General features: G+C 58.3%; 16 protein-coding genes. 14 read left to right on the top strand and 2 right to left on the bottom strand.

Features of this window, described 5'->3' with window-relative positions:
- Positions 1-699, bottom strand: coding sequence for a bifunctional 2-polyprenyl-6-hydroxyphenol methylase/3-demethylubiquinol 3-O-methyltransferase UbiG (gene ubiG / locus PspS34_RS20580; protein ID WP_008148706.1), 699 nt, complete (start codon positions 697-699; stop codon positions 1-3).
- A gap of 58 nt (positions 700-757) precedes the next feature.
- Complete coding sequence (locus PspS34_RS20575; RefSeq protein ID WP_154910851.1) at positions 758-2,092, bottom strand: TRZ/ATZ family hydrolase; 1,335 nt, start codon at positions 2,090-2,092, stop codon at positions 758-760.
- A 108-nt stretch (positions 2,093-2,200) separates the two neighbouring features.
- Here PspS34_RS20575 and mtnA point away from each other — a divergent pair, with 108 nt between their 5' ends.
- From mtnA to rfbA, 14 genes are all read left to right on the top strand, one after another.
- Entirely contained in the window at positions 2,201-3,277 is a 1,077-nt protein-coding gene (gene mtnA / locus PspS34_RS20570; protein WP_057713768.1) for an S-methyl-5-thioribose-1-phosphate isomerase, read from the top strand.
- Positions 3,278-3,723: 446 nt separating this feature from the next.
- Positions 3,724-6,378, top strand: coding sequence for a DNA gyrase subunit A (gene gyrA / locus PspS34_RS20565; RefSeq protein WP_057713769.1), 2,655 nt, complete (start codon positions 3,724-3,726; stop codon positions 6,376-6,378).
- Positions 6,379-6,615: 237 nt separating this feature from the next.
- Positions 6,616-7,701: a 3-phosphoserine/phosphohydroxythreonine transaminase gene (gene serC, locus PspS34_RS20560; RefSeq protein WP_057713770.1), complete on the top strand. Its 1,086-nt coding sequence runs from the start codon at positions 6,616-6,618 to the stop codon at positions 7,699-7,701.
- Positions 7,701-8,795: a prephenate dehydratase gene (gene pheA / locus PspS34_RS20555; RefSeq protein WP_007939916.1), complete on the top strand. Its 1,095-nt coding sequence runs from the start codon at positions 7,701-7,703 to the stop codon at positions 8,793-8,795. The genes serC and pheA overlap by 1 nt, the downstream gene beginning before the upstream one ends.
- Before the next feature lie 13 nt (positions 8,796-8,808).
- The gene (hisC, locus tag PspS34_RS20550; protein ID WP_057713771.1) at positions 8,809-9,921 is read left to right on the top strand and encodes a histidinol-phosphate transaminase; all 1,113 of its coding nucleotides are present in this window, start codon (positions 8,809-8,811) and stop codon (positions 9,919-9,921) included.
- A 28-nt stretch (positions 9,922-9,949) separates the two neighbouring features.
- Complete coding sequence (locus PspS34_RS20545) at positions 9,950-12,157, top strand: bifunctional prephenate dehydrogenase/3-phosphoshikimate 1-carboxyvinyltransferase (RefSeq protein ID WP_238786611.1); 2,208 nt, start codon at positions 9,950-9,952, stop codon at positions 12,155-12,157.
- The gene (cmk, locus tag PspS34_RS20540) at positions 12,154-12,843 is read left to right on the top strand and encodes a (d)CMP kinase (protein ID WP_007973641.1); all 690 of its coding nucleotides are present in this window, start codon (positions 12,154-12,156) and stop codon (positions 12,841-12,843) included. Before PspS34_RS20545 ends, cmk begins: the two co-directional genes overlap by 4 nt.
- A 120-nt stretch (positions 12,844-12,963) precedes the next feature.
- A complete protein-coding gene (gene rpsA, locus PspS34_RS20535; protein WP_007973639.1) occupies positions 12,964-14,655 on the top strand; it encodes a 30S ribosomal protein S1 in 1,692 nt (563 codons plus the stop codon).
- 210 nt (positions 14,656-14,865) lie between these two features.
- Positions 14,866-15,150, top strand: a complete 285-nt coding sequence (locus PspS34_RS20530) for a hypothetical protein (protein WP_154860282.1) — start codon at positions 14,866-14,868, stop codon at positions 15,148-15,150.
- 149 nt (positions 15,151-15,299) lie between these two features.
- Entirely contained in the window at positions 15,300-15,596 is a 297-nt protein-coding gene (gene ihfB, locus PspS34_RS20525) for an integration host factor subunit beta (protein WP_045060270.1), read from the top strand.
- A gap of 27 nt (positions 15,597-15,623) precedes the next feature.
- The gene (locus PspS34_RS20520; protein WP_159390326.1) at positions 15,624-15,863 is read left to right on the top strand and encodes a lipopolysaccharide assembly protein LapA domain-containing protein; all 240 of its coding nucleotides are present in this window, start codon (positions 15,624-15,626) and stop codon (positions 15,861-15,863) included.
- A gap of 228 nt (positions 15,864-16,091) precedes the next feature.
- Positions 16,092-17,168, top strand: a complete 1,077-nt coding sequence (gene rfbB, locus PspS34_RS20515) for a dTDP-glucose 4,6-dehydratase (RefSeq protein WP_159390325.1) — start codon at positions 16,092-16,094, stop codon at positions 17,166-17,168.
- The gene (rfbD, locus tag PspS34_RS20510) at positions 17,165-18,058 is read left to right on the top strand and encodes a dTDP-4-dehydrorhamnose reductase (RefSeq protein WP_159390324.1); all 894 of its coding nucleotides are present in this window, start codon (positions 17,165-17,167) and stop codon (positions 18,056-18,058) included. The genes rfbB and rfbD overlap by 4 nt, the downstream gene beginning before the upstream one ends.
- Positions 18,055-18,945: a glucose-1-phosphate thymidylyltransferase RfbA gene (gene rfbA, locus PspS34_RS20505; RefSeq protein ID WP_159390323.1), complete on the top strand. Its 891-nt coding sequence runs from the start codon at positions 18,055-18,057 to the stop codon at positions 18,943-18,945. Before rfbD ends, rfbA begins: the two co-directional genes overlap by 4 nt.
- Positions 18,946-19,075 lie beyond the last annotated feature (130 nt).

The raw sequence follows: 19,075 nt of genomic DNA, 5'->3' as shown, positions 1-19,075 counted from the left end.
TTATTCCTCGCGCAGGGTTTGGATCATGTAGTTGACGTCCACGTCGGAGGCCAGTTTGTAGTGCTTGGTCAGCGGGTTGTAGGTCAGGCCGATGATGTCCTTGACAGTCAGGCCGGCCATGCGGCTCCAGGCACCAAGTTCGGAAGGGCGGATGAATTTCTTGAAGTCGTGGGTGCCGCGCGGCAACAGCTTCATGATGTATTCGGCACCGACGATGGCGAACAGGTACGCCTTCGGATTGCGGTTGATGGTCGAGAAGAACACCTGGCCGCCGGGCTTGACCATGCGGAAGCAGGCACGGATGACCGACGACGGGTCTGGCACGTGCTCAAGCATTTCCAGGCAGGTGACCACGTCGAACTGCTCGGGCATTTCCTCGGCCAGGGCTTCGGCGGTGATCTGCCGGTATTCGACGCTCACGCCCGACTCCAGCTGATGAAGCTGGGCAACCGCCAGCGGCGCTTCGCCCATGTCGATACCCATCACGGTCGCGCCGCGCTGAGCCATGGCTTCGCTGAGGATGCCGCCGCCGCAACCGATGTCGAGGACCTTCTTGCCGGCCAGGTTGACCCGCTCGTCAATCCAGTTCACCCGCAGCGGGTTGATGTCGTGCAGCGGTTTGAATTCGCTTTCGCGGTCCCACCAGCGATGGGCCAGGGCCTCGAATTTGGCGATTTCGGCGTAGTCGACGTTGCTCATGGTTTAAGTCCTCTAAAACTTGAAAAATCCTGTTGCCCCGGATTGTGCTCCAGGGTGCTTACGATTCGGTGCGGCCACTGATGCGCCGGCCCCAGGCCTTCGCGACAGTACTTAGCTGTTGTTCATCCAGGCGTGTCAGGCGACGGTCGTCGAGCAACTGCTTGCCGGCAACCCAAAGGTGTTTCACGCAGTCCCGGCCGGTGGCGTATATAAGCTGCGAAACCGGGTCGTAGACCGGCTGCTGGGCCAGGCCCGAGAGATCGAAAGCCACCATGTCCGCGGCCTTGCCGATTTCCAGCGAACCGACTTCGGCCTCGATACCCAGTGCCCGGGCGCCGTTGAGGGTGGCCATGCGCAAGGCACGATGGGCATCCAGTGCGGTGGCCGAGCCGGCGACAGCCTTGGCCAACAGGGCTGCGGTGCGGGTTTCGCCGAGCAGGTCCAGGTCGTTGTTGCTGGCCGCGCCATCGGTGCCGACCGCGACATTGACCCCAGCCTGCCACAAGCGCTCTACCGGGCAGAACCCGCTGGCCAGCTTCAGGTTCGATTCCGGGCAATGAATCACACTGCTGTTGCTTTCTACCAGCAGCGTCATGTCTTCTTCGCTGATCTGGGTCATGTGAACCGCCTGGAAGCGTGGCCCCAGCAAGCCCAGGCGCGCCAGTCGTGCCAGCGGTCGTTCGCCGCGCTGTTCGACCGATTGCTGCACTTCAAACGCCGTTTCATGCACGTGCATGTGGATCGAGGCGTCCAGTTCTTCGGCGATCACCCGGATTTTTTCCAGATTTTCATCGCCCACGGTGTAGGGTGCATGGGGGCCGAAGGTGATTTTGATGCGCTCGTGGTGCTTGAGATCGCCAAACAACTCGACGCCCTGACGAATGGCTTCGTCCGCTGTAGCGGCGCCCGGAATGGGGAAGTCGAGGATCGGAATCGCGATCTGCGCGCGAATGCCGCTGTTGTGCACGCGCTCGCTGGCAACCTTCGGGAAGAAGTACATGTCAGAGAAACAGGTGATGCCACCTTTGATTTGCTCGGCGATTGCCAGATCCGTGCCGTCGCGCACGAAGTCCTCGTCGACCCACTTGGCTTCGGCGGGCCAGATGTGGTTTTCCAGCCAGGTCATCAATGGCAGGTCATCGGCCAGGCCACGGAACAGCGTCATCGCCGCGTGCCCGTGGGCATTGATCAGGCCGGGGCTGAGCAACATGTCGGGCAACTCGCGGGTTTCGGTTGCGTTAAGCTTCAGTGCGGCGGAACGTGGGCCGATAAACACGATGCGCCCATCACGGATGCCCACGCCGTGTTCCTTGAGGACAACACCAGCGGGTTCGACGGGTACCAGCCAGGTCGGCAGCAATAACAGGTCGAGCGCAGCGGCAGTGTTCGGCATCGAGGGTCGGTTCCAGTGCTTTTGTAAAGGATGGCGAAGTATACCCGAGCGTCTTCGCGGGGGGATCGCTATAATCGGCGGCTTTTGTTCATGAGTGCGGGGTGAGGGATGCGCGATCGACTGTTGGCTGCGGAAAAGGTAAAGGCCATCGATTGGCGTGATGGCGCTCTCCATCTGCTGGATCAGCGCATTTTGCCGTTCGAGGAAACCTGGATCGCCTACACCAGTGCAGCCGGTGTGGCCGAGGCCATTCGCTCGATGGTGGTGCGCGGTGCGCCGGCGATTGGTATCAGTGCCGCTTATGGCATCGTGCTCGCGGCCCGTGCCCGGATTGCCGAAGGTGGCGACTGGTACGCGGCGCTGGAAGAGGATTTCGCGCTGCTGGCCGATTCCCGTCCCACCGCGGTCAACCTGTTCTGGGCGCTGGGACGCATGCACGACCGGCTTGATCGCCTGAAAGACAATGCCGATCCGCTGGAGGTGCTGGAAGCAGAGGCCATCGCCATTCACGAAAGTGATCGCGAAGCCAACCTGACCATGGCGCAACTGGGTGTGGACCTGATCCGCAAGCATCAGGGCAACGCCCAGGCGATCCTGACCCACTGCAACACCGGCGCACTGGCCACGGGCGGCTTTGGCACGGCACTGGGGGTGATTCGTGGGGCTTTCATCGAGGGCATGGTCGAGCGGGTGTATGTCGACGAAACCCGCCCATGGCTGCAGGGCTCGCGGCTGACTGCGTGGGAACTGGCTAATGAAGGCATTCCCGTGACCCTCAATGTCGATTCCGCCGCCGCGCATATCATGAAGACCAAAGGCCCTACCTGGGTCATCGTCGGTGCTGACCGGATTACCGCCAATGGCGACGTGGCCAACAAGATCGGCACCTATCAACTGGCCGTCAACGCCATGCATCACGGTGTGCGCTTCATGGTGGTGGCGCCGAGTTCGACCATCGACATGCACCTGGCCAGCGGCGATGACATTCCGATTGAGGAGCGTGATGGCCGCGAGTTGCTGGAGGTCGGCGGCAAGCGGGTGGGCGCGGATGTCGAAGCGTTCAATCCGGTGTTCGATGTGACTCCGGCGGACCTGATCGATGCGATCGTCACCGAAAAAGGCATCGTCGAACGCCCGGATACGGCGAAGATGGCGCAGTTGATGTGCCGCAAGCGTCTGCATTAAGGCTCTTTGGCGACTGATGAATTGTATTCGCGAGCAAGCCCGCTCCCACATTGGACCAAGTCGGTCGCAAAATATGTACGCGACGCCGATCCAGTGTGGGAGCGGGCTTGCTCGCGAAGAGGCCCGCAAAGTCAACAAATCAGCCTGAATCGAGCCTGAAATCTGCAATCATCAAGCCTCTAAGCCCCTCTCGTCCCCTTCAAGCCTGTCACCGGTCAACTAACTACTCTCCATGCGCATCTGGGGGATAGGTGCGTGGCGGCTCTTGTGATAACATCCGGCGGTTTCCAGGGTTGCCCGAAGTGGCGACCCGTACTGCGCAGATCCATGGCATAACTCGTTGATTTGTCGTAAGTCGGTGCATGGCACTCAGCCTGTATCGGCGAGCTTCGTTGGTCCCATATGGATGTGACGAAGTTTCACCAGAAAAAGGAATCAGGCTTCTCATGGGCGAACTGGCCAAAGAAATCCTCCCGGTCAATATCGAAGACGAGCTGAAGCAGTCCTACCTCGACTACGCGATGAGCGTAATTGTCGGGCGGGCACTGCCGGATGCGCGCGATGGCTTGAAGCCCGTGCACCGGCGCGTGCTGTTCGCGATGAGCGAGCTGGGCAACGACTTCAACAAGCCGTACAAGAAATCTGCCCGTGTTGTCGGTGACGTGATCGGTAAGTATCACCCGCACGGTGATACCGCGGTGTACGACACCATCGTTCGGATGGCGCAGCCATTCTCCCTGCGCTACCTGCTGGTAGACGGCCAGGGCAACTTCGGTTCGGTGGACGGCGACAACGCCGCGGCCATGCGATACACCGAAGTGCGCATGACCAAGCTGGCGCACGAGCTGCTGGCTGACCTGCATAAAGAAACCGTGGACTGGGTGCCGAACTACGACGGCACCGAAATGATCCCGGCGGTCATGCCGACCCGTATTCCCAACCTGCTGGTCAACGGCTCCAGCGGTATCGCCGTGGGCATGGCGACCAACATTCCGCCGCACAACCTCGGTGAAGTCATCGACGGTTGCCTGGCGCTCATCGACAATCCAGAGCTGACTGTCGATGAACTGATGCAATACATCCCCGGTCCGGACTTCCCGACCGCCGCGATCATCAACGGTCGTGCCGGCATCATCGAAGCCTACCGCACCGGTCGCGGGCGCATTTACATGCGCGCCCGCTCGATGATCGAAGACATCGACAAGGTCGGTGGCCGCCAGCAGATCGTCATCACCGAACTCCCTTACCAGCTGAACAAGGCGCGTCTGATCGAGAAGATCGCCGAGCTGGTAAAAGAGAAGAAGCTCGAAGGCATCACCGAGCTGCGCGACGAGTCCGACAAGGACGGTATGCGCGTCGTGATCGAGCTGCGTCGCGGCGAAGTGCCTGAGGTCATCCTCAATAACCTCTACGCCCAGACCCAGCTGCAAGCGGTGTTCGGCATCAACATCGTCGCGCTGATCGACGGCCGTCCGCGGATCCTGAACCTCAAGGATCTGCTGGAAGCCTTCGTCCGCCACCGTCGCGAAGTGGTGACTCGTCGTACCGTGTTCGAACTGCGCAAGGCGCGCGAGCGTGGTCACATCCTTGAAGGTCAAGCGGTTGCCCTGTCGAACATCGACCCGGTCATCGCCCTGATCAAGGCCTCGCCAACGCCGTCGGAAGCCAAGGAAGCGCTGGTCAGCACCCCTTGGGAATCCTCCGCTGTGGTGGCAATGGTCGAACGTGCCGGCGCCGATTCGTGCCGTCCGGAAAACCTCGATCCGCAATACGGTCTGCGCGACGGCAAGTACTTCCTGTCGCCAGAGCAGGCGCAAGCCATTCTGGAACTGCGTCTGCACCGCCTGACCGGCCTGGAACACGAAAAGCTGCTGGCCGAGTATCAAGAGATCCTCAACCAGATCGGCGAGCTGATCCGCATCCTCAACAGCGCCACGCGCCTGATGGAAGTGATTCGCGAAGAGCTGGAAGTGATTCGCGCCGAGTACGGCGACGTGCGTCGTACCGAAATCCTCGATGCCCGTCTCGACCTGACCCTGGGTGACATGATCCCGGAAGAAGAGCGCGTCGTGACCATTTCCCACGGTGGCTACGCCAAGACCCAGCCGCTGGCTGCGTACCAGGCCCAGCGTCGTGGCGGTAAAGGCAAGTCGGCGACTGGCGTCAAAGATGAGGACTACATCGCTCACCTGCTGGTTGCCAACAGCCACACCACGCTGCTGCTGTTCTCCAGCAAGGGCAAGGTGTACTGGCTGAAAACCTACGAAATCCCTGAAGCGTCCCGCGCTGCCCGTGGTCGTCCGCTGGTCAACCTGCTGCCGCTGGACGACGGTGAGTACATCACCACCATGCTGCCGGTCGAGGAATACACCGAAGGTCACTACATCTTCATGGCCACCGCCAACGGCACCGTGAAGAAGACCCCGCTGGAATCCTTCAGCCGTCAACGCAGCGTCGGCCTGATCGCACTGGAACTGGACGAAGGCGACGTGCTGATTTCCGCGGCCATCACCGATGGCGAGCGTGAAGTCATGCTGTTCTCCGACGGCGGCAAGGTCACCCGTTTCAAGGAATCCGACGTTCGCGCCATGGGCCGTACCGCCCGCGGTGTGCGCGGCATGCGTCTGCCGGAAGGTCAGAAGCTGATTTCCATGCTGATTCCGGAAGAAGGCAGCCAGATCCTCACCGCTTCGGCGCGTGGCTACGGCAAGCGCACGGCGATCACCGAGTTCCCTGAATACAAACGTGGCGGTCAGGGCGTTATCGCCATGGTCAGCAACGAACGTAACGGCCGTCTGGTCGGTGCGGTCCAGGTACTCGACGGCGAGGAAATCATGCTGATTTCCGACCAGGGCACCCTGGTGCGTACCCGTGTCGACGAAGTGTCCAGCCTGGGTCGTAACACCCAGGGCGTGACCCTGATCAAACTGGCCAACGACGAAACACTGGTCGGGCTGGAGCGGGTTCAAGAGCCGTCGGAAGTCGAGGGTGAAGAGCTGGAAGGTGAAGAGGGTGAAGGGTTTGTTGGTGAAGTCGTGATCGACGACGTTGCCGAAGACCAGCAACTCGACGCCGCCGCTGACGAAGAACCACAGGAATAAGTGGGCAAGCAGGGGGCGGATGAAAATTCGCCCCCTTGTTGTTTGTCCCTTTAGAAAATTTCGACACCCACGACGATCAAATGTGGGAGCGGGCTTGCTCGCGAATACGGTCTGACATTCAGCACAGATGTCGCCTGAAACACCGCTTTCGCGAGCAAGCCCGCTCCCACATTGGTTCCGTGGTGATTGATGTTGTGATTTATTGCGTGATACCACCAAATCAGAGCGAGATTGGATGTGAGCAAGAGAGCCTATAACTTCTGTGCCGGTCCTGCGGCGCTTCCCGAAGCTGTCCTGCAGCGCGCCCAGGGTGAACTCCTCGACTGGCACGGCAAGGGTCTGTCGGTCATGGAAATGAGCCATCGCAGTGATGAGTTCGTGTCCATCGCCACCAAGGCCGAGCAGGATCTGCGTGATCTGCTGAATATCCCCTCGAACTATAAAGTGCTGTTTCTGCAAGGCGGCGCCAGCCAGCAATTTGCTCAGATCCCTCTGAACCTGTTGCCGGAAAACGGCTCGGCCGACTATATCGACACCGGTATCTGGTCGCAGAAGGCCATCGAAGAAGCTTCGCGTTTCGGCCACGTCAACGTTGCCGCCACCGCCAAGCCTTACGATTATTTCGCCATTCCCGGTCAGAACGAGTGGAAGCTGTCGAAAGACGCGGCCTACGTTCACTACGCGCCGAACGAAACCATCGGCGGCCTGGAGTTTCAGTGGATCCCGGAAACCGGCGATGTTCCGCTGGTGGCCGACATGTCCTCGGACATCCTGTCGCGCCCGGTGGATGTGTCGCGCTTCGGCATGATCTACGCCGGTGCCCAGAAAAACATCGGCCCGAGCGGTATCGTCGTCAACATCGTACGCGAAGACCTGCTGGGCAAGGCCCGTTCCCTGTGCCCGACCATGCTCGACTACAAGGTCGCGGCCGATAACGGTTCGATGTACAACACCCCGCCGACGCTGGCCTGGTACCTGTCCGGCCTGGTGTTCGAGTGGCTCAAGGAACAGGGCGGCGTCGAGGCCATCGGCAAGCTCAACGAAGTCAAGCAGCGCACGCTGTACAGCTTCATCGATGCCAGCGGCCTGTATAGCAACCCGATCAACAAGTCGGACCGCTCGTGGATGAACGTGCCGTTCCGCCTGGCTGATGATCGCCTGGACAAGCCGTTCCTGGCCGGTGCCGACGAGCGTGGCCTGTTGAACCTCAAGGGCCACCGTTCCGTGGGTGGCATGCGCGCCTCCATCTATAACGCCGTCGACATCAACGCCGTCAATGCGCTGATTTCGTACATGGCAGAGTTCGAGAAGGAACACGGCTAATGTCTGAGCAAGAACTCAAGGCACTGCGCCTGCGCATTGATGCCCTGGACGAAAAGGTCCTGGAGCTGATCAGTGAACGTGCGCGCTGCGCCCAGGAAGTCGCGCGAGTAAAGATGGCCTCGCTGGCCGAAGGCGAAGTGCCGGTGTTCTATCGTCCCGAGCGCGAAGCTCAGGTGCTCAAGCGTGTTATGGAGCGCAACCAGGGGCCGCTGGGCAACGAAGAGATGGCGCGGTTGTTCCGTGAAATCATGTCTTCGTGCCTGGCGCTCGAACAGCCGCTGAAAGTGGCTTATCTCGGCCCTGAAGGCACCTTCACTCAGGCAGCGGCCATGAAGCACTTCGGCCACGCCGTGATCAGCAAGCCGATGGCGGCGATCGACGAAGTGTTCCGTGAAGTGGCGGCGGGGGCGGTGAATTTTGGTGTGGTGCCGGTGGAGAACTCCACCGAAGGCGCGGTCAACCACACTCTCGACAGCTTCCTCGAACATGACATGGTGATCTGCGGTGAAGTCGAGCTGCGTATCCACCATCACCTGTTGGTCGGTGAAAACACCAAGACCGACAGCATCAGCCGCATCTACTCCCACGCCCAGTCACTGGCCCAGTGCCGCAAGTGGCTGGACGCCCATTACCCGAATGTCGAGCGCGTGGCGGTGTCCAGCAACGCCGAAGCGGCCAAGCGGGTCAAGGGTGAGTGGAACTCGGCGGCGATTGCCGGCGATATGGCGGCCGGCCTGTACGGCTTGACCCGTCTGGCCGAAAAAATCGAGGACCGTCCGGATAACTCCACGCGCTTCCTCATGATCGGCAACCAGGAAGTGCCACCGACCGGCGACGACAAGACATCGATCATCGTTTCGATGAGCAACAAGCCGGGTGCGCTTCACGAGTTGCTGGTGCCGTTCCACGACAATGGCATCGACCTGACGCGAATCGAGACTCGTCCGTCGCGCAGCGGTAAATGGACCTATGTGTTCTTCATCGACTTCGTCGGCCACCACCGCGACCCCTTGGTCAAAGGTGTGCTGGAAAAGATCAGTCAGGAAGCGGTGGCACTCAAGGTGCTGGGTTCCTACCCGAAAGCAGTTCTCTAAGGGGCGGTAGCAAATGAGTGGCAATTTCCTCGCTCTGGCACAGCCGGGCGTGCAACAACTTTCGCCTTACGTTCCGGGCAAGCCCGTGGACGAACTGGCGCGTGAGCTGGACCTCGATCCAGCCAGCATCATCAAGCTGGCGAGCAACGAAAACCCGCTGGGCGCTGGTCCCAAGGCGCTGGCGGCGATCCGCGATGCGCTGGCCGAGCTGACCCGTTATCCGGACGGCAACGGTTTTGCCCTCAAGAGCCTGCTGGCCGAGCAGTGCCGCGTCGAACTCGATCAGGTCACGTTGGGCAACGGTTCCAACGACATCCTGGAACTGGTTGCGCGTGCTTATCTGGCACCGGGCCTGAACGCCGTGTTCAGCGAGCATGCGTTCGCTGTCTACCCGATTGCCACCCAGGCGGTCGGCGCACAGGCCAAGGTGGTTCCGGCCAAGGATTGGGGGCATGACCTGCCTGCCATGCTGGCGGCGATTGATGCCAACACCCGCGTGGTGTTCATCGCCAACCCGAACAACCCGACCGGGACCTGGTTCGACGCCGAGGCGCTCGACGAATTCCTGCAGGATGTGCCGGAGCATGTGCTGGTCGTACTGGACGAGGCTTACATCGAATACGCCGAAGGCAGCGATCTGCCGGATGGCCTGGATTTTCTGGCGGCTTATCCGAACCTGCTGGTTTCCCGCACCTTCTCCAAGGCCTATGGCCTGGCGGCGCTGCGCGTGGGTTATGGCTTGTCCACGGCGGTGGTCGCAGACGTGCTGAACCGTGTACGCCAGCCGTTCAACGTCAACAGCCTGGCCCTGGCCGCGGCCTGTGCGGCGTTGAAGGACGAAGAGTATCTGGCGCAAAGTCGTCAGTTGAACGAGTCCGGCATGCAGCAGCTGGAGGCCGGTTTCCGTGAGCTGGGGCTGAGCTGGATACCATCCAAAGGCAATTTCATTTGCGTCGATCTCGGTCAGGTTGCGGCCCCGGTGTTCCAGGGCTTGCTTCGTGAAGGCGTGATCGTGCGTCCGGTGGCCAACTACGGCATGCCAAACCACCTGCGCATCACCATTGGCCTGCCGGCAGAGAACAGCCGCTTCCTTGAGGCGCTGACCAAGGTTCTGGCTCGTGGTTGATGTCACTGCGCTGCAATCTGCTGAACCTATGATCGGTCGCCTGGTGGTGGTCGGTCTCGGGTTGATCGGCGGTTCGTTTGCCAAGGGCTTGCGTGAAAGCGGTCTGTGCCGCGAAGTGGTCGGAGTCGATCTCGATCCGCAATCGCGCAAGCTCGCGGTCGAGTTGGGTGTGGTGGATCGCTGCGAGGAAGACCTGGGTGTTGCTTGTCAGGGCGCCGACGTCATCCAGCTGGCGGTGCCGATCCTGGCCATGGAGAAAGTGCTTGCGCGTCTGGCGGGCATGGATCTGGGGCAGGCGATTCTGACCGATGTCGGCAGTGCCAAGGGCAATGTGGTGCGCGCGGCCACCGAAGCATTTGGCAAGATGCCGTCATGCTTTGTGCCGGGGCACCCGATTGCCGGTTCAGAGCAGAGTGGGGTGGAAGCCTCCAACGCTGAACTGTTCCGTCGCCACAAGGTGATCCTGACGCCGCTGGAGCAAACCGATCCGGCAGCCCTGGCGGTAGTCGACCGTTTGTGGCGCGAGTTGGGCGCCGATGTCGAGCACATGCAGGTCGAGCGTCACGACGAAGTACTGGCCGCGACCAGCCATCTGCCGCACTTGTTGGCGTTCGGCCTGGTCGATTCGTTGGCCAAGCGCAATGAAAATCTTGAGATCTTCCGTTACGCTGCGGGCGGTTTCCGCGATTTCACAAGAATCGCCGGAAGCGACCCGGTCATGTGGCACGACATCTTCCTCGCCAACCGCGAAGCTGTCCTGCGCACACTCGATACATTTCGCAGCGATCTCGACGCCTTGCGCGACGCGGTCGATGCAGGGGATGGGCACCAATTGTTGGGCGTTTTCACTCGCGCCCGGGTTGCCCGCGAGCATTTCAGTAAAATCCTGGCCCGCAGGGCCTATGTGGACGCTATGAATTCCAACGATCTGATTTTCCTGGCTCAACCTGGTGGCCGCCTGTCCGGTCGGATTCGCGTACCGGGTGACAAATCGATTTCCCACCGTTCGATCATGCTTGGCTCCCTGGCCGAAGGCGTCACCGAAGTCGAAGGTTTCCTCGAGGGCGAAGATGCCCTGGCGACCTTGCAGGCGTTCCGTGACATGGGCGTGGTCATCGAAGGTCCGCACCACGGTCGCGTGACCATTCACGGCGTCGGCCTGCATGGCCTGAAGCCGGCACCGGGCCCGATCTATCTGGGCAACTCCGGTACTTCGATGCGTCTGCTGTCCGGCCTGTTGGCTGCGCAGAACTTCGACAGCACCCTGACCGGCGACGCTTCGCTGTCCAAGCGCCCGATGAATCGCGTGGCCAATCCGCTGCGTGAAATGGGCGCGGTGATCGAAACCGCCGCCGAAGGTCGTCCACCGATGACCATTCGTGGTGGCAACAAGCTCAAGGGCCTGACCTACACCATGCCGATGGCCAGTGCCCAGGTTAAGTCCTGCCTGCTGCTGGCCGGTCTGTATGCCGAAGGCAAGACCACGGTGACCGAGCCTGCTCCGACCCGCGACCATACCGAGCGCATGCTGCGTGGCTTCGGCTACCCGGTAACGGTCAACGGTGCGACCGCATCGGTCGAGTCCGGCAACAAGCTGACCGCGACCCACATTGAAGTCCCGGGTGATATTTCGTCCTCGGCGTTCTTCCTGGTAGCGGCATCGATCGCTGAAGGTTCGGAACTGGTGCTGGAACACGTCGGCATCAACCCGACCCGTACCGGCGTGATCGACATCCTGCGCCTGATGGGCGCCGACATCACTCTGGAAAACCAGCGTGAAGTGGGTGGCGAGCCGGTGGCGGATTTGCGCGTACGTGCAGCTAAACTCAAGGGTATCGAGATTCCCGAGGCGCTGGTTCCGCTGGCGATCGACGAGTTCCCGGTGCTGTTCGTCGCCGCCGCCTGTGCCGAAGGGCGCACCGTGTTGCGTGGTGCCGAAGAGCTACGGGTCAAGGAGTCGGATCGCATCCAGGTCATGGCGGATGGTTTGCTGGCGCTGGGCGTCAAGTGCGAACCAACCCCGGATGGCATCATCATCGACGGCGGCCAGATCGGCGGCGGTGAAGTGCACGGTCATGGTGATCACCGTATTGCCATGGCGTTCAGCGTCGCTTCGCTGCGCGCCAGTGCGCCAATCCGCATTCATGATTGCGCCAACGTCGCGACGTCGTTCCCGAATTTCCTGGCGCTGTGCGCACAGGTCGGTATTCGCGTGGCGCAAGAGGCACAGTCGTGAACAACATTGCACCGGTCATCACCATCGATGGGCCAAGTGGTTCGGGCAAGGGTACGGTAGCCGGGATTCTGGCCAAGCGCCTGGGCTGGAACCTGCTGGATTCCGGTGCGTTGTACCGATTGCTGGCCTTCGCCGCGCATAACCATGGTGTCGACCTGACCAATGAAGAGCTGCTGAAGAAACTCGCCGCTCATCTGGATGTGCAGTTCATCGCGGCGACGGACGGTCAGTTGCAACGCATCATCCTGGAAGGTGATGAAGTCAGCGATGTCATTCGTACCGAAAGCGTCGGTTCCGGCGCTTCCCAGGTGGCTGCGCTGCCCGCTGTACGCGAGGCGCTGCTGCAGCGCCAGCGGGCTTTTCAGGAGGCGCCGGGTCTTGTGGCGGATGGTCGCGACATGGGCACAGTGGTTTTTCCGGACGCACCGCTGAAAATTTTTCTGACCGCCAGCGCCGAGGAACGGGCACGCCGTCGATATTTGCAGTTGAAGGGCAAGGTCGAGGGTGTTAGTCTGTCGAGTCTGCTAGATGAGATACGTGCGCGCGATGAGCGTGACACCCAGCGAGCGGTAGCCCCGCTTAAACCGGCGGCTGACGCCATACAGCTGGATTCCACGGAATTATCCATCGATCAGGTGCTGGAACGCATCATGAGCGAGATCGCCATTCGCGATATCGCCGGGTGACCAAGAAGGCCGCAGGGGACCAGTCATAGTCCTGCGGTGGCTTCTTTTAAATGAAACTAACCCACACCGTCTGGGGTGTGGAGATGGGCGTATTCTTCGCCCTCATCAACAGGAATTAAAATGAGCGAAAGCTTTGCGGAACTCTTTGAAGAAAGCCTAAAAACCCTGAACCTTCAGGCAGGCTCCATCATCACCGGTGTTATCGTTGATATCGATTACCAGGCTCGCTGGGTAACCGTTCACGCTGGCCTGAAGTCTGAAGCACTCATCCCGCTTGAGCAGTTCTACAACGACGCTGGCGAACTGAACATCAACGTCGGTGACGAAGTTCACGTTGCTCTGGACTCGGTTGAAGACGGCTTTGGTGAAACCAAGCTGTCCCGTGAAAAAGCCAAGCGCGCTGAATGCTGGATTGTTCTGGAAGCAGCCTTCGCAGCCGAAGAAGTGGTCAAGGGCGTTATCAACGGTAAGGTTAAAGGCGGCTTCACTGTCGACGTTAACGGCATCCGTGCGTTCCTGCCAGGTTCTCTGGTTGACGTCCGTCCAGTGCGCGACACCACGCACCTGGAAGGCAAAGAGCTGGAATTTAAGGTCATCAAGCTGGACCAGAAGCGCAACAACGTTGTCGTTTCCCGTCGCAGCGTCCTGGAAGCCGAGAACTCCGCCGAGCGCGAAGCTCTGCTGGAATCCCTGCAGGAAGGCCAACAAGTCAAAGGTATCGTCAAGAACCTCACCGATTACGGCGCATTCGTCGATCTGGGTGGCGTCGATGGCCTGCTGCACATTACCGACATGGCTTGGAAGCGTATCAAGCATCCTTCCGAAATCGTCAACGTTGGCGACGAGATCGATGTCAAGGTTCTGAAATACGATCGCGAGCGCAATCGTGTTTCCCTGGGCCTGAAGCAACTGGGCGAAGATCCATGGGTTGCTATCAAAGCCCGTTACCCAGAAAGCACTCGCGTTACCGCGCGTGTAACCAACCTGACCGACTACGGCTGCTTCGCTGAGCTGGAAGAAGGCGTTGAAGGTCTGGTACACGTTTCCGAAATGGACTGGACCAACAAGAACATCCACCCTTCGAAAGTCGTACAAGTCGGCGACGAAGTGGAAGTTATGGTTCTGGACATCGACGAAGAGCGTCGTCGTATCTCCCTGGGCATCAAGCAGTGCAAATCTAACCCATGGGAAGATTTCTCTGGCCAGTTCAACAAGGGCGATAAAATCTCCGGCACCATCAAGTCGATCACCGATTTCGGTATCTTCATTGGTCTGGACGGCGGCATCGACGGTCTGGTTCACCTGTCCGACATCTCCTGGAACGAAGTGGGCGAAGAAGCCGTTCGCCGCTTCAAGAAGGGCGACGAGCTGGACACCGTTATCCTGTCGGTTGACCCAGAGCGCGAGCGCATCTCCCTGGGTATCAAGCAACTGGAAAGCGATCCGTTCTCCGAGTACGTTCAAGAGAACGACAAGGGCGCCATCGTTAAAGGCATCGTGAAGGAAGTTGACGCTAAAGGCGCCATCATCACTCTGGCCGACGATATCGAAGCGACTCTGAAAGCCTCCGAAATCAGCCGTGACCGCGTTGAAGACGCGCGCAACGTTCTGAAAGAAGGCGAAGAAGTAGAAGCCAAGATCATCAGCGTTGACCGCAAGAGCCGTGTAATTCAGCTCTCGATCAAGTCGAAAGACGTTGAAGACGAGAAGGAAGCAATCCAGAGCCTGCGCGACAAGCCAGTAGCTACTGATGCTCCTGTGGCCACCACTCTGGGTGACCTGCTGCGTGCACAAATGGAAAAGCAGAACTAAGTTCTGACTTTCTGTAAAAAAGGGCGACTTCGGTCGCCCTTTTTTGTGCCTGGCGTTTGGTGAATTGCGTTCGGATGTAGTTGCTTGGGTCGTGAACCAAAAACGCCGAAAGAAGGTCTGAATGTTTAGTCGGATCAATCGCTTATTTGCAGCTAGTCTTTAGCCTGAGGCTAATGATCGCCCGATAGGCTTTCTGGCAAAAGGACGTGAATGAACAAGCTCATTGTCGCAGTAGCCGTGCTGGCATTGGCGGGTTGTACCACTAACGCCAAAACTCACGTAGTGCGTGGGGTTAGCGGTATTGAGGTCGATTGCTCGGGGCTCGGTTCGAAATGGGAGAAGTGTTACAAGCGTGCGGCCAGGGAATGCAAGGGGATGGGCTACCAGGTTGTGACAAGGTCTGATGATCTCAAGGAAGAGGAGGAGGAAGGGGGGCTTTTTGGGTTCAATCCGGCAGGTTTTCTGACGCGCACTATGCTGGTGATTTGCCGATGACAGGGTGATCGCCCAGAGTCTTCCTGTTCCGGGAATCAAGCATTTTGGGGGCCTGGGATGGATGGCAAAACTCAGGCTGTTCAAAATCGTGCAGGCATGCTAAAACCTTTGAAGCGCTGATCTAGCTGCTTGAAAAAGAAGGGAAAAATATGACGAAGTCGGAGTTGATCGAACGAATTGTCACCCATCAAGGGCTGCTCTCATCCAAGGATGTGGAGCTGGCCATCAAGACCATGCTTGAGCAAATGTCCCAATGTCTGGCTACCGGGGATCGTATCGAGATCCGGGGGTTTGGCAGCTTCTCTCTGCACTACCGCGCTCCACGGGTAGGGCGCAATCCGAAAACCGGCCAGTCTGTCAGTCTCGATGGTAAGTTCGTCCCGCATTTCAAGCCGGGAAAAGAGCTTAGAGATCGGGTGAATGAGGACGAAGAGGAGGAGGTGTGATGTCTGTAGCACTTCAAGGATTCGTTCATGCGTAACTTCAAGCGTGTACTGCTCGCTGTATTCGTGCTAGTACTGATGCTGGCGTTCCTTGCGTTTATCCTCGAAAATCAGCAATCAATTTCCCTACTGTTCTTTGGATTGGTCGGGCCGCAGCTGCCAGTTTCGTTGCTCATGGTCCTGGCGCTATTGGTCGGCATGGCAATCGGACCGATACTGGGTTGGGTTTTGGGACGAGAGTTCAGATCTTCACGCAAGCGTGTTGTCTGATTGCAATTAACCGAAGATGCTCGTCGAGTTGGACCGCAGCTTGTCTATATCCAATAGTAAAACCTTCATTAAGCTGTAAAATGCTGCGTTTGTTCGATAGTGGCATATGCCCACATCGAATCAGGCTGACTCTGTCAGAAGCCTCAGCAAGCTTGATGGCTTTTGCGTTCATGGATTAGACAGCGCTCGGTTGGCGGCCCTGTCAGTTACTCAAGGGTATGGTTTCGCGTGAAAATTCTAGTAACCGGCGGCGCCGGATTTATCGGCTCGGCAGTCATCCGTCATATCATTTCCAACACTACCGATTCGGTCGTTAACGTCGATAAGCTCACTTATGCGGGCAACCTTGAGTCCCTGGCAGGAGTCAGCCAAGATTCGCGATATGTATTCGAGCGTGTTGATATTTGTGACCGTGAACAGATCGATCGGGTTTTGCGCGAGCACCAGCCGGACTCCATCATGCACTTGGCTGCAGAGTCTCATGTCGATCGCTCCATCTCTGGTCCGTCTGAATTCATCCAGACCAATATCATCGGCACCTATACTTTGCTGGAAGCTGCTCGTCACTATTGGTTGGCGCTCGACGATACGCGTAAAGCCGGTTTCCGATTCCATCATATTTCGACTGATGAAGTTTATGGAGACCTTGAAGGTCCCGAAGAGCTTTTCACTGAAACCACCCCCTACCAGCCAAGTTCGCCTTACTCCGCCAGCAAGGCCAGTTCCGACCACTTGGTTCGCGCCTGGGCTCGCACCTATGGCTTGCCGACACTAGTAACCAATTGCTCGAACAACTACGGCCCTTGCCACTTCCCCGAGAAGCTGATCCCGCTGATCATCCTCAATGCTTTGGAAGGCAAGCCGCTTCCTGTCTACGGTCAAGGTAACCAGGTTCGTGACTGGCTTTACGTCGAGGATCACGCCCGGGCACTCTACAAGGTTGTCACCGAAGGCGTGATTGGCGAGACGTACAACATCGGCGGCCACAACGAAAAGCAAAACATCGAAGTGGTTCACGCCCTGTGCGCATTGCTTGATGAACTGCGTCCAGATTCCGCGCACCGTCCGCACGCCAGCCTGATCACCTACGTTCAAGATCGACCTGGCCATGATCAGCGCTACGCGATCGATGCCAGAAAAATCCAGCGCGAGCTAGGCTGGACTCCGGAAGAAACCTTCGAAACCGGCATCCGCAAGACGGTTGAATGGTATCTGGACAATACCGAGTGGGTAGAGCACGTCAAGAGCGGCAGCTATCAGCAGTGGATCGACCAGAACTACGCGGATCGCTCGAGCAAAGCATGAAAATCCTTCTGTTGGGAAAAAATGGTCAAGTGGGCTGGGAGCTGCAACGCTCCCTTACGCCTTTGGGTGAGCTGATCGCATTGGACCGTCGTGCGATTGATGGTTTGACGGGAGATATTTCCGATCTCGATGCCTTGCGCGCCACAATCCGCAAGATCAAACCTGATGTCATCGTCAATGCGGCGGCCTACACTGCCGTGGACAAGGCCGAGTCCGAAACCGAGTTGGCAGACAGAGTGAACAGTCTGGCAACCCAAGTCATGGCTGAAGAGGCCGCCTCCTCGGGTGCATGGCTGATTCACTATTCTACCGATTATGTTTTCAACGGGCAGGGCTCCACCCCTTGGCGGGAGACAGATGCTGTCGCCCCCGTGAATCACTACGGTGCCACCAAGCTCGCGGGAGAGCAGGCAGTAATTGCATCCGGATGTAAGCACCTGATTTTCCGTACCAGCTGGGTCTACGGAGCTCGCGGTAACAACTTCGCCAAGACCATGCTGCGTCTGGCCAAGGATCGAGAAACACTGAGCGTCATTGCAGACCAGATCGGAGCACCCACTGGTGCCGACCTGATTGCAGATGTGACGGCGTTGGCCATCCAGCAAGCCGTCCAGCGTCCGGAGCTGTCAGGTCTATATCACTTGGCAGCAAGCGGTGAGGTTTCCTGGCATGGTTATGCCCGCTATGTGATCGAATTTGCCAAGGCCAATGCCGAGCAACTCGCCGTCACAGCTGTAGATCCTATAGAAACCACCGCGTATCCAACGCCTGCACGCCGTCCTTTGAATTCGAGGCTGAATACCCGGAAACTGCGTGATAATTTTTCTCTGCACTTACCGGATTGGCAAAGTGGTGTAACCCGAATGCTTATGGAAGTTCTGAACAAATGACAACGACAAATCGTAAAGGCATCATTCTAGCCGGTGGTTCGGGAACTCGGTTGCATCCGTTGACGCTCGGTGTTTCCAAGCAAATGCTACCGATATACGACAAGCCAATGATTTTTTATCCGCTGTCGGTGCTCATGCTTGCCGGGATGCGTGAAATTCTGATCATTTCCACCCCAGAAGACTTACCGTGCTTCCGCAAGCTGTTGGGGGATGGCAGCCTTTATGGCATCAAGCTTACTTACGCGGAACAACCAAGCCCGGATGGTCTTGCGCAAGCATTCATCATAGGTGAAGAGTTCATCGGCAAAGATCCATGCTGCCTCATCTTGGGTGATAACATTTTTTACGGCCAGCACTTTTCGGACAAACTCCGCTCCGCTAGTGCTCAAACTCATGGTGCGACAGTTTTCGGGTATCACGTTTCCGATCCCGAGCGATTCGGCGTGGTGGAATTTGATTCCTCAGGCCGAGCCTTGAGTATTGAAGAAAAACCGCTCAGGCCTAAATCCAGCTACGCGGTGACTGGTTTGTATTTCTTCGACAACCAGGTTGTCGAGATAGCAAAAAGTATCAAGCCGTCCGAACGTGGCGAATTGGAGATTACCGATGTCAACCGTGTCTATCTCGAAAAAAAGACCCTCAACGTTGAAATGCTCGGGCGCGGGTTTGCATGGTTGGATACCGGTACTCATGATTCGCTGCTTGAGGCCAGCCATTTTGTGCATACCATCGAGCAGCGTCAGGGGTTGAAGGTAGCTTGTCTGGAAGAAATTGCTTACAACAGTGGCTGGATTACTGCTGAGCAGTTGGGATCTCAAGCTGATGCACTGAAGAAGACTGGCTATGGTCAGTACCTGCAAAGATTGTTGGTCTTGCCTTCCCTGTGAGCTGGTCGCGAATCGTTCGCTCCAGCCCGCGCTCGTAGAGAGTTTCAGTCGCTACTAATAGCTGGTAGCTCTGCGGGTCGCCTGGTTATTGTGATGATTCGTGTCGATAGGATGCGAAAGAAATAAAACT

This window comes from Pseudomonas sp. S34 (assembly GCF_009866745.1).
Taxonomy (GTDB): domain Bacteria; phylum Pseudomonadota; class Gammaproteobacteria; order Pseudomonadales; family Pseudomonadaceae; genus Aquipseudomonas; species Aquipseudomonas jessenii.
Note: the sequence above shows the minus strand (reverse complement) of the source record. Positions and strands in the feature narration are given on the sequence as shown.

Coding starts and splice junctions, on each gene's coding strand:
- rfbD (WP_159390324.1), top strand. CDS start 17,165: ATGAAAATCCTTCTGTTGGGAAAAAATGGTCAAGTGGGCTGGGAGCTG.
- gyrA (WP_057713769.1), top strand. CDS start 3,724: ATGGGCGAACTGGCCAAAGAAATCCTCCCGGTCAATATCGAAGACGAG.
- PspS34_RS20520 (WP_159390326.1), top strand. CDS start 15,624: ATGCGTAACTTCAAGCGTGTACTGCTCGCTGTATTCGTGCTAGTACTG.
- pheA (WP_007939916.1), top strand. CDS start 7,701: ATGTCTGAGCAAGAACTCAAGGCACTGCGCCTGCGCATTGATGCCCTG.
- hisC (WP_057713771.1), top strand. CDS start 8,809: ATGAGTGGCAATTTCCTCGCTCTGGCACAGCCGGGCGTGCAACAACTT.
- rpsA (WP_007973639.1), top strand. CDS start 12,964: ATGAGCGAAAGCTTTGCGGAACTCTTTGAAGAAAGCCTAAAAACCCTG.
- PspS34_RS20530 (WP_154860282.1), top strand. CDS start 14,866: ATGAACAAGCTCATTGTCGCAGTAGCCGTGCTGGCATTGGCGGGTTGT.
- PspS34_RS20575 (WP_154910851.1), bottom strand. CDS start 2,092: ATGCCGAACACTGCCGCTGCGCTCGACCTGTTATTGCTGCCGACCTGG.
- mtnA (WP_057713768.1), top strand. CDS start 2,201: ATGCGCGATCGACTGTTGGCTGCGGAAAAGGTAAAGGCCATCGATTGG.
- PspS34_RS20545 (WP_238786611.1), top strand. CDS start 9,950: ATGATCGGTCGCCTGGTGGTGGTCGGTCTCGGGTTGATCGGCGGTTCG.
- ihfB (WP_045060270.1), top strand. CDS start 15,300: ATGACGAAGTCGGAGTTGATCGAACGAATTGTCACCCATCAAGGGCTG.
- ubiG (WP_008148706.1), bottom strand. CDS start 699: ATGAGCAACGTCGACTACGCCGAAATCGCCAAATTCGAGGCCCTGGCC.
- rfbA (WP_159390323.1), top strand. CDS start 18,055: ATGACAACGACAAATCGTAAAGGCATCATTCTAGCCGGTGGTTCGGGA.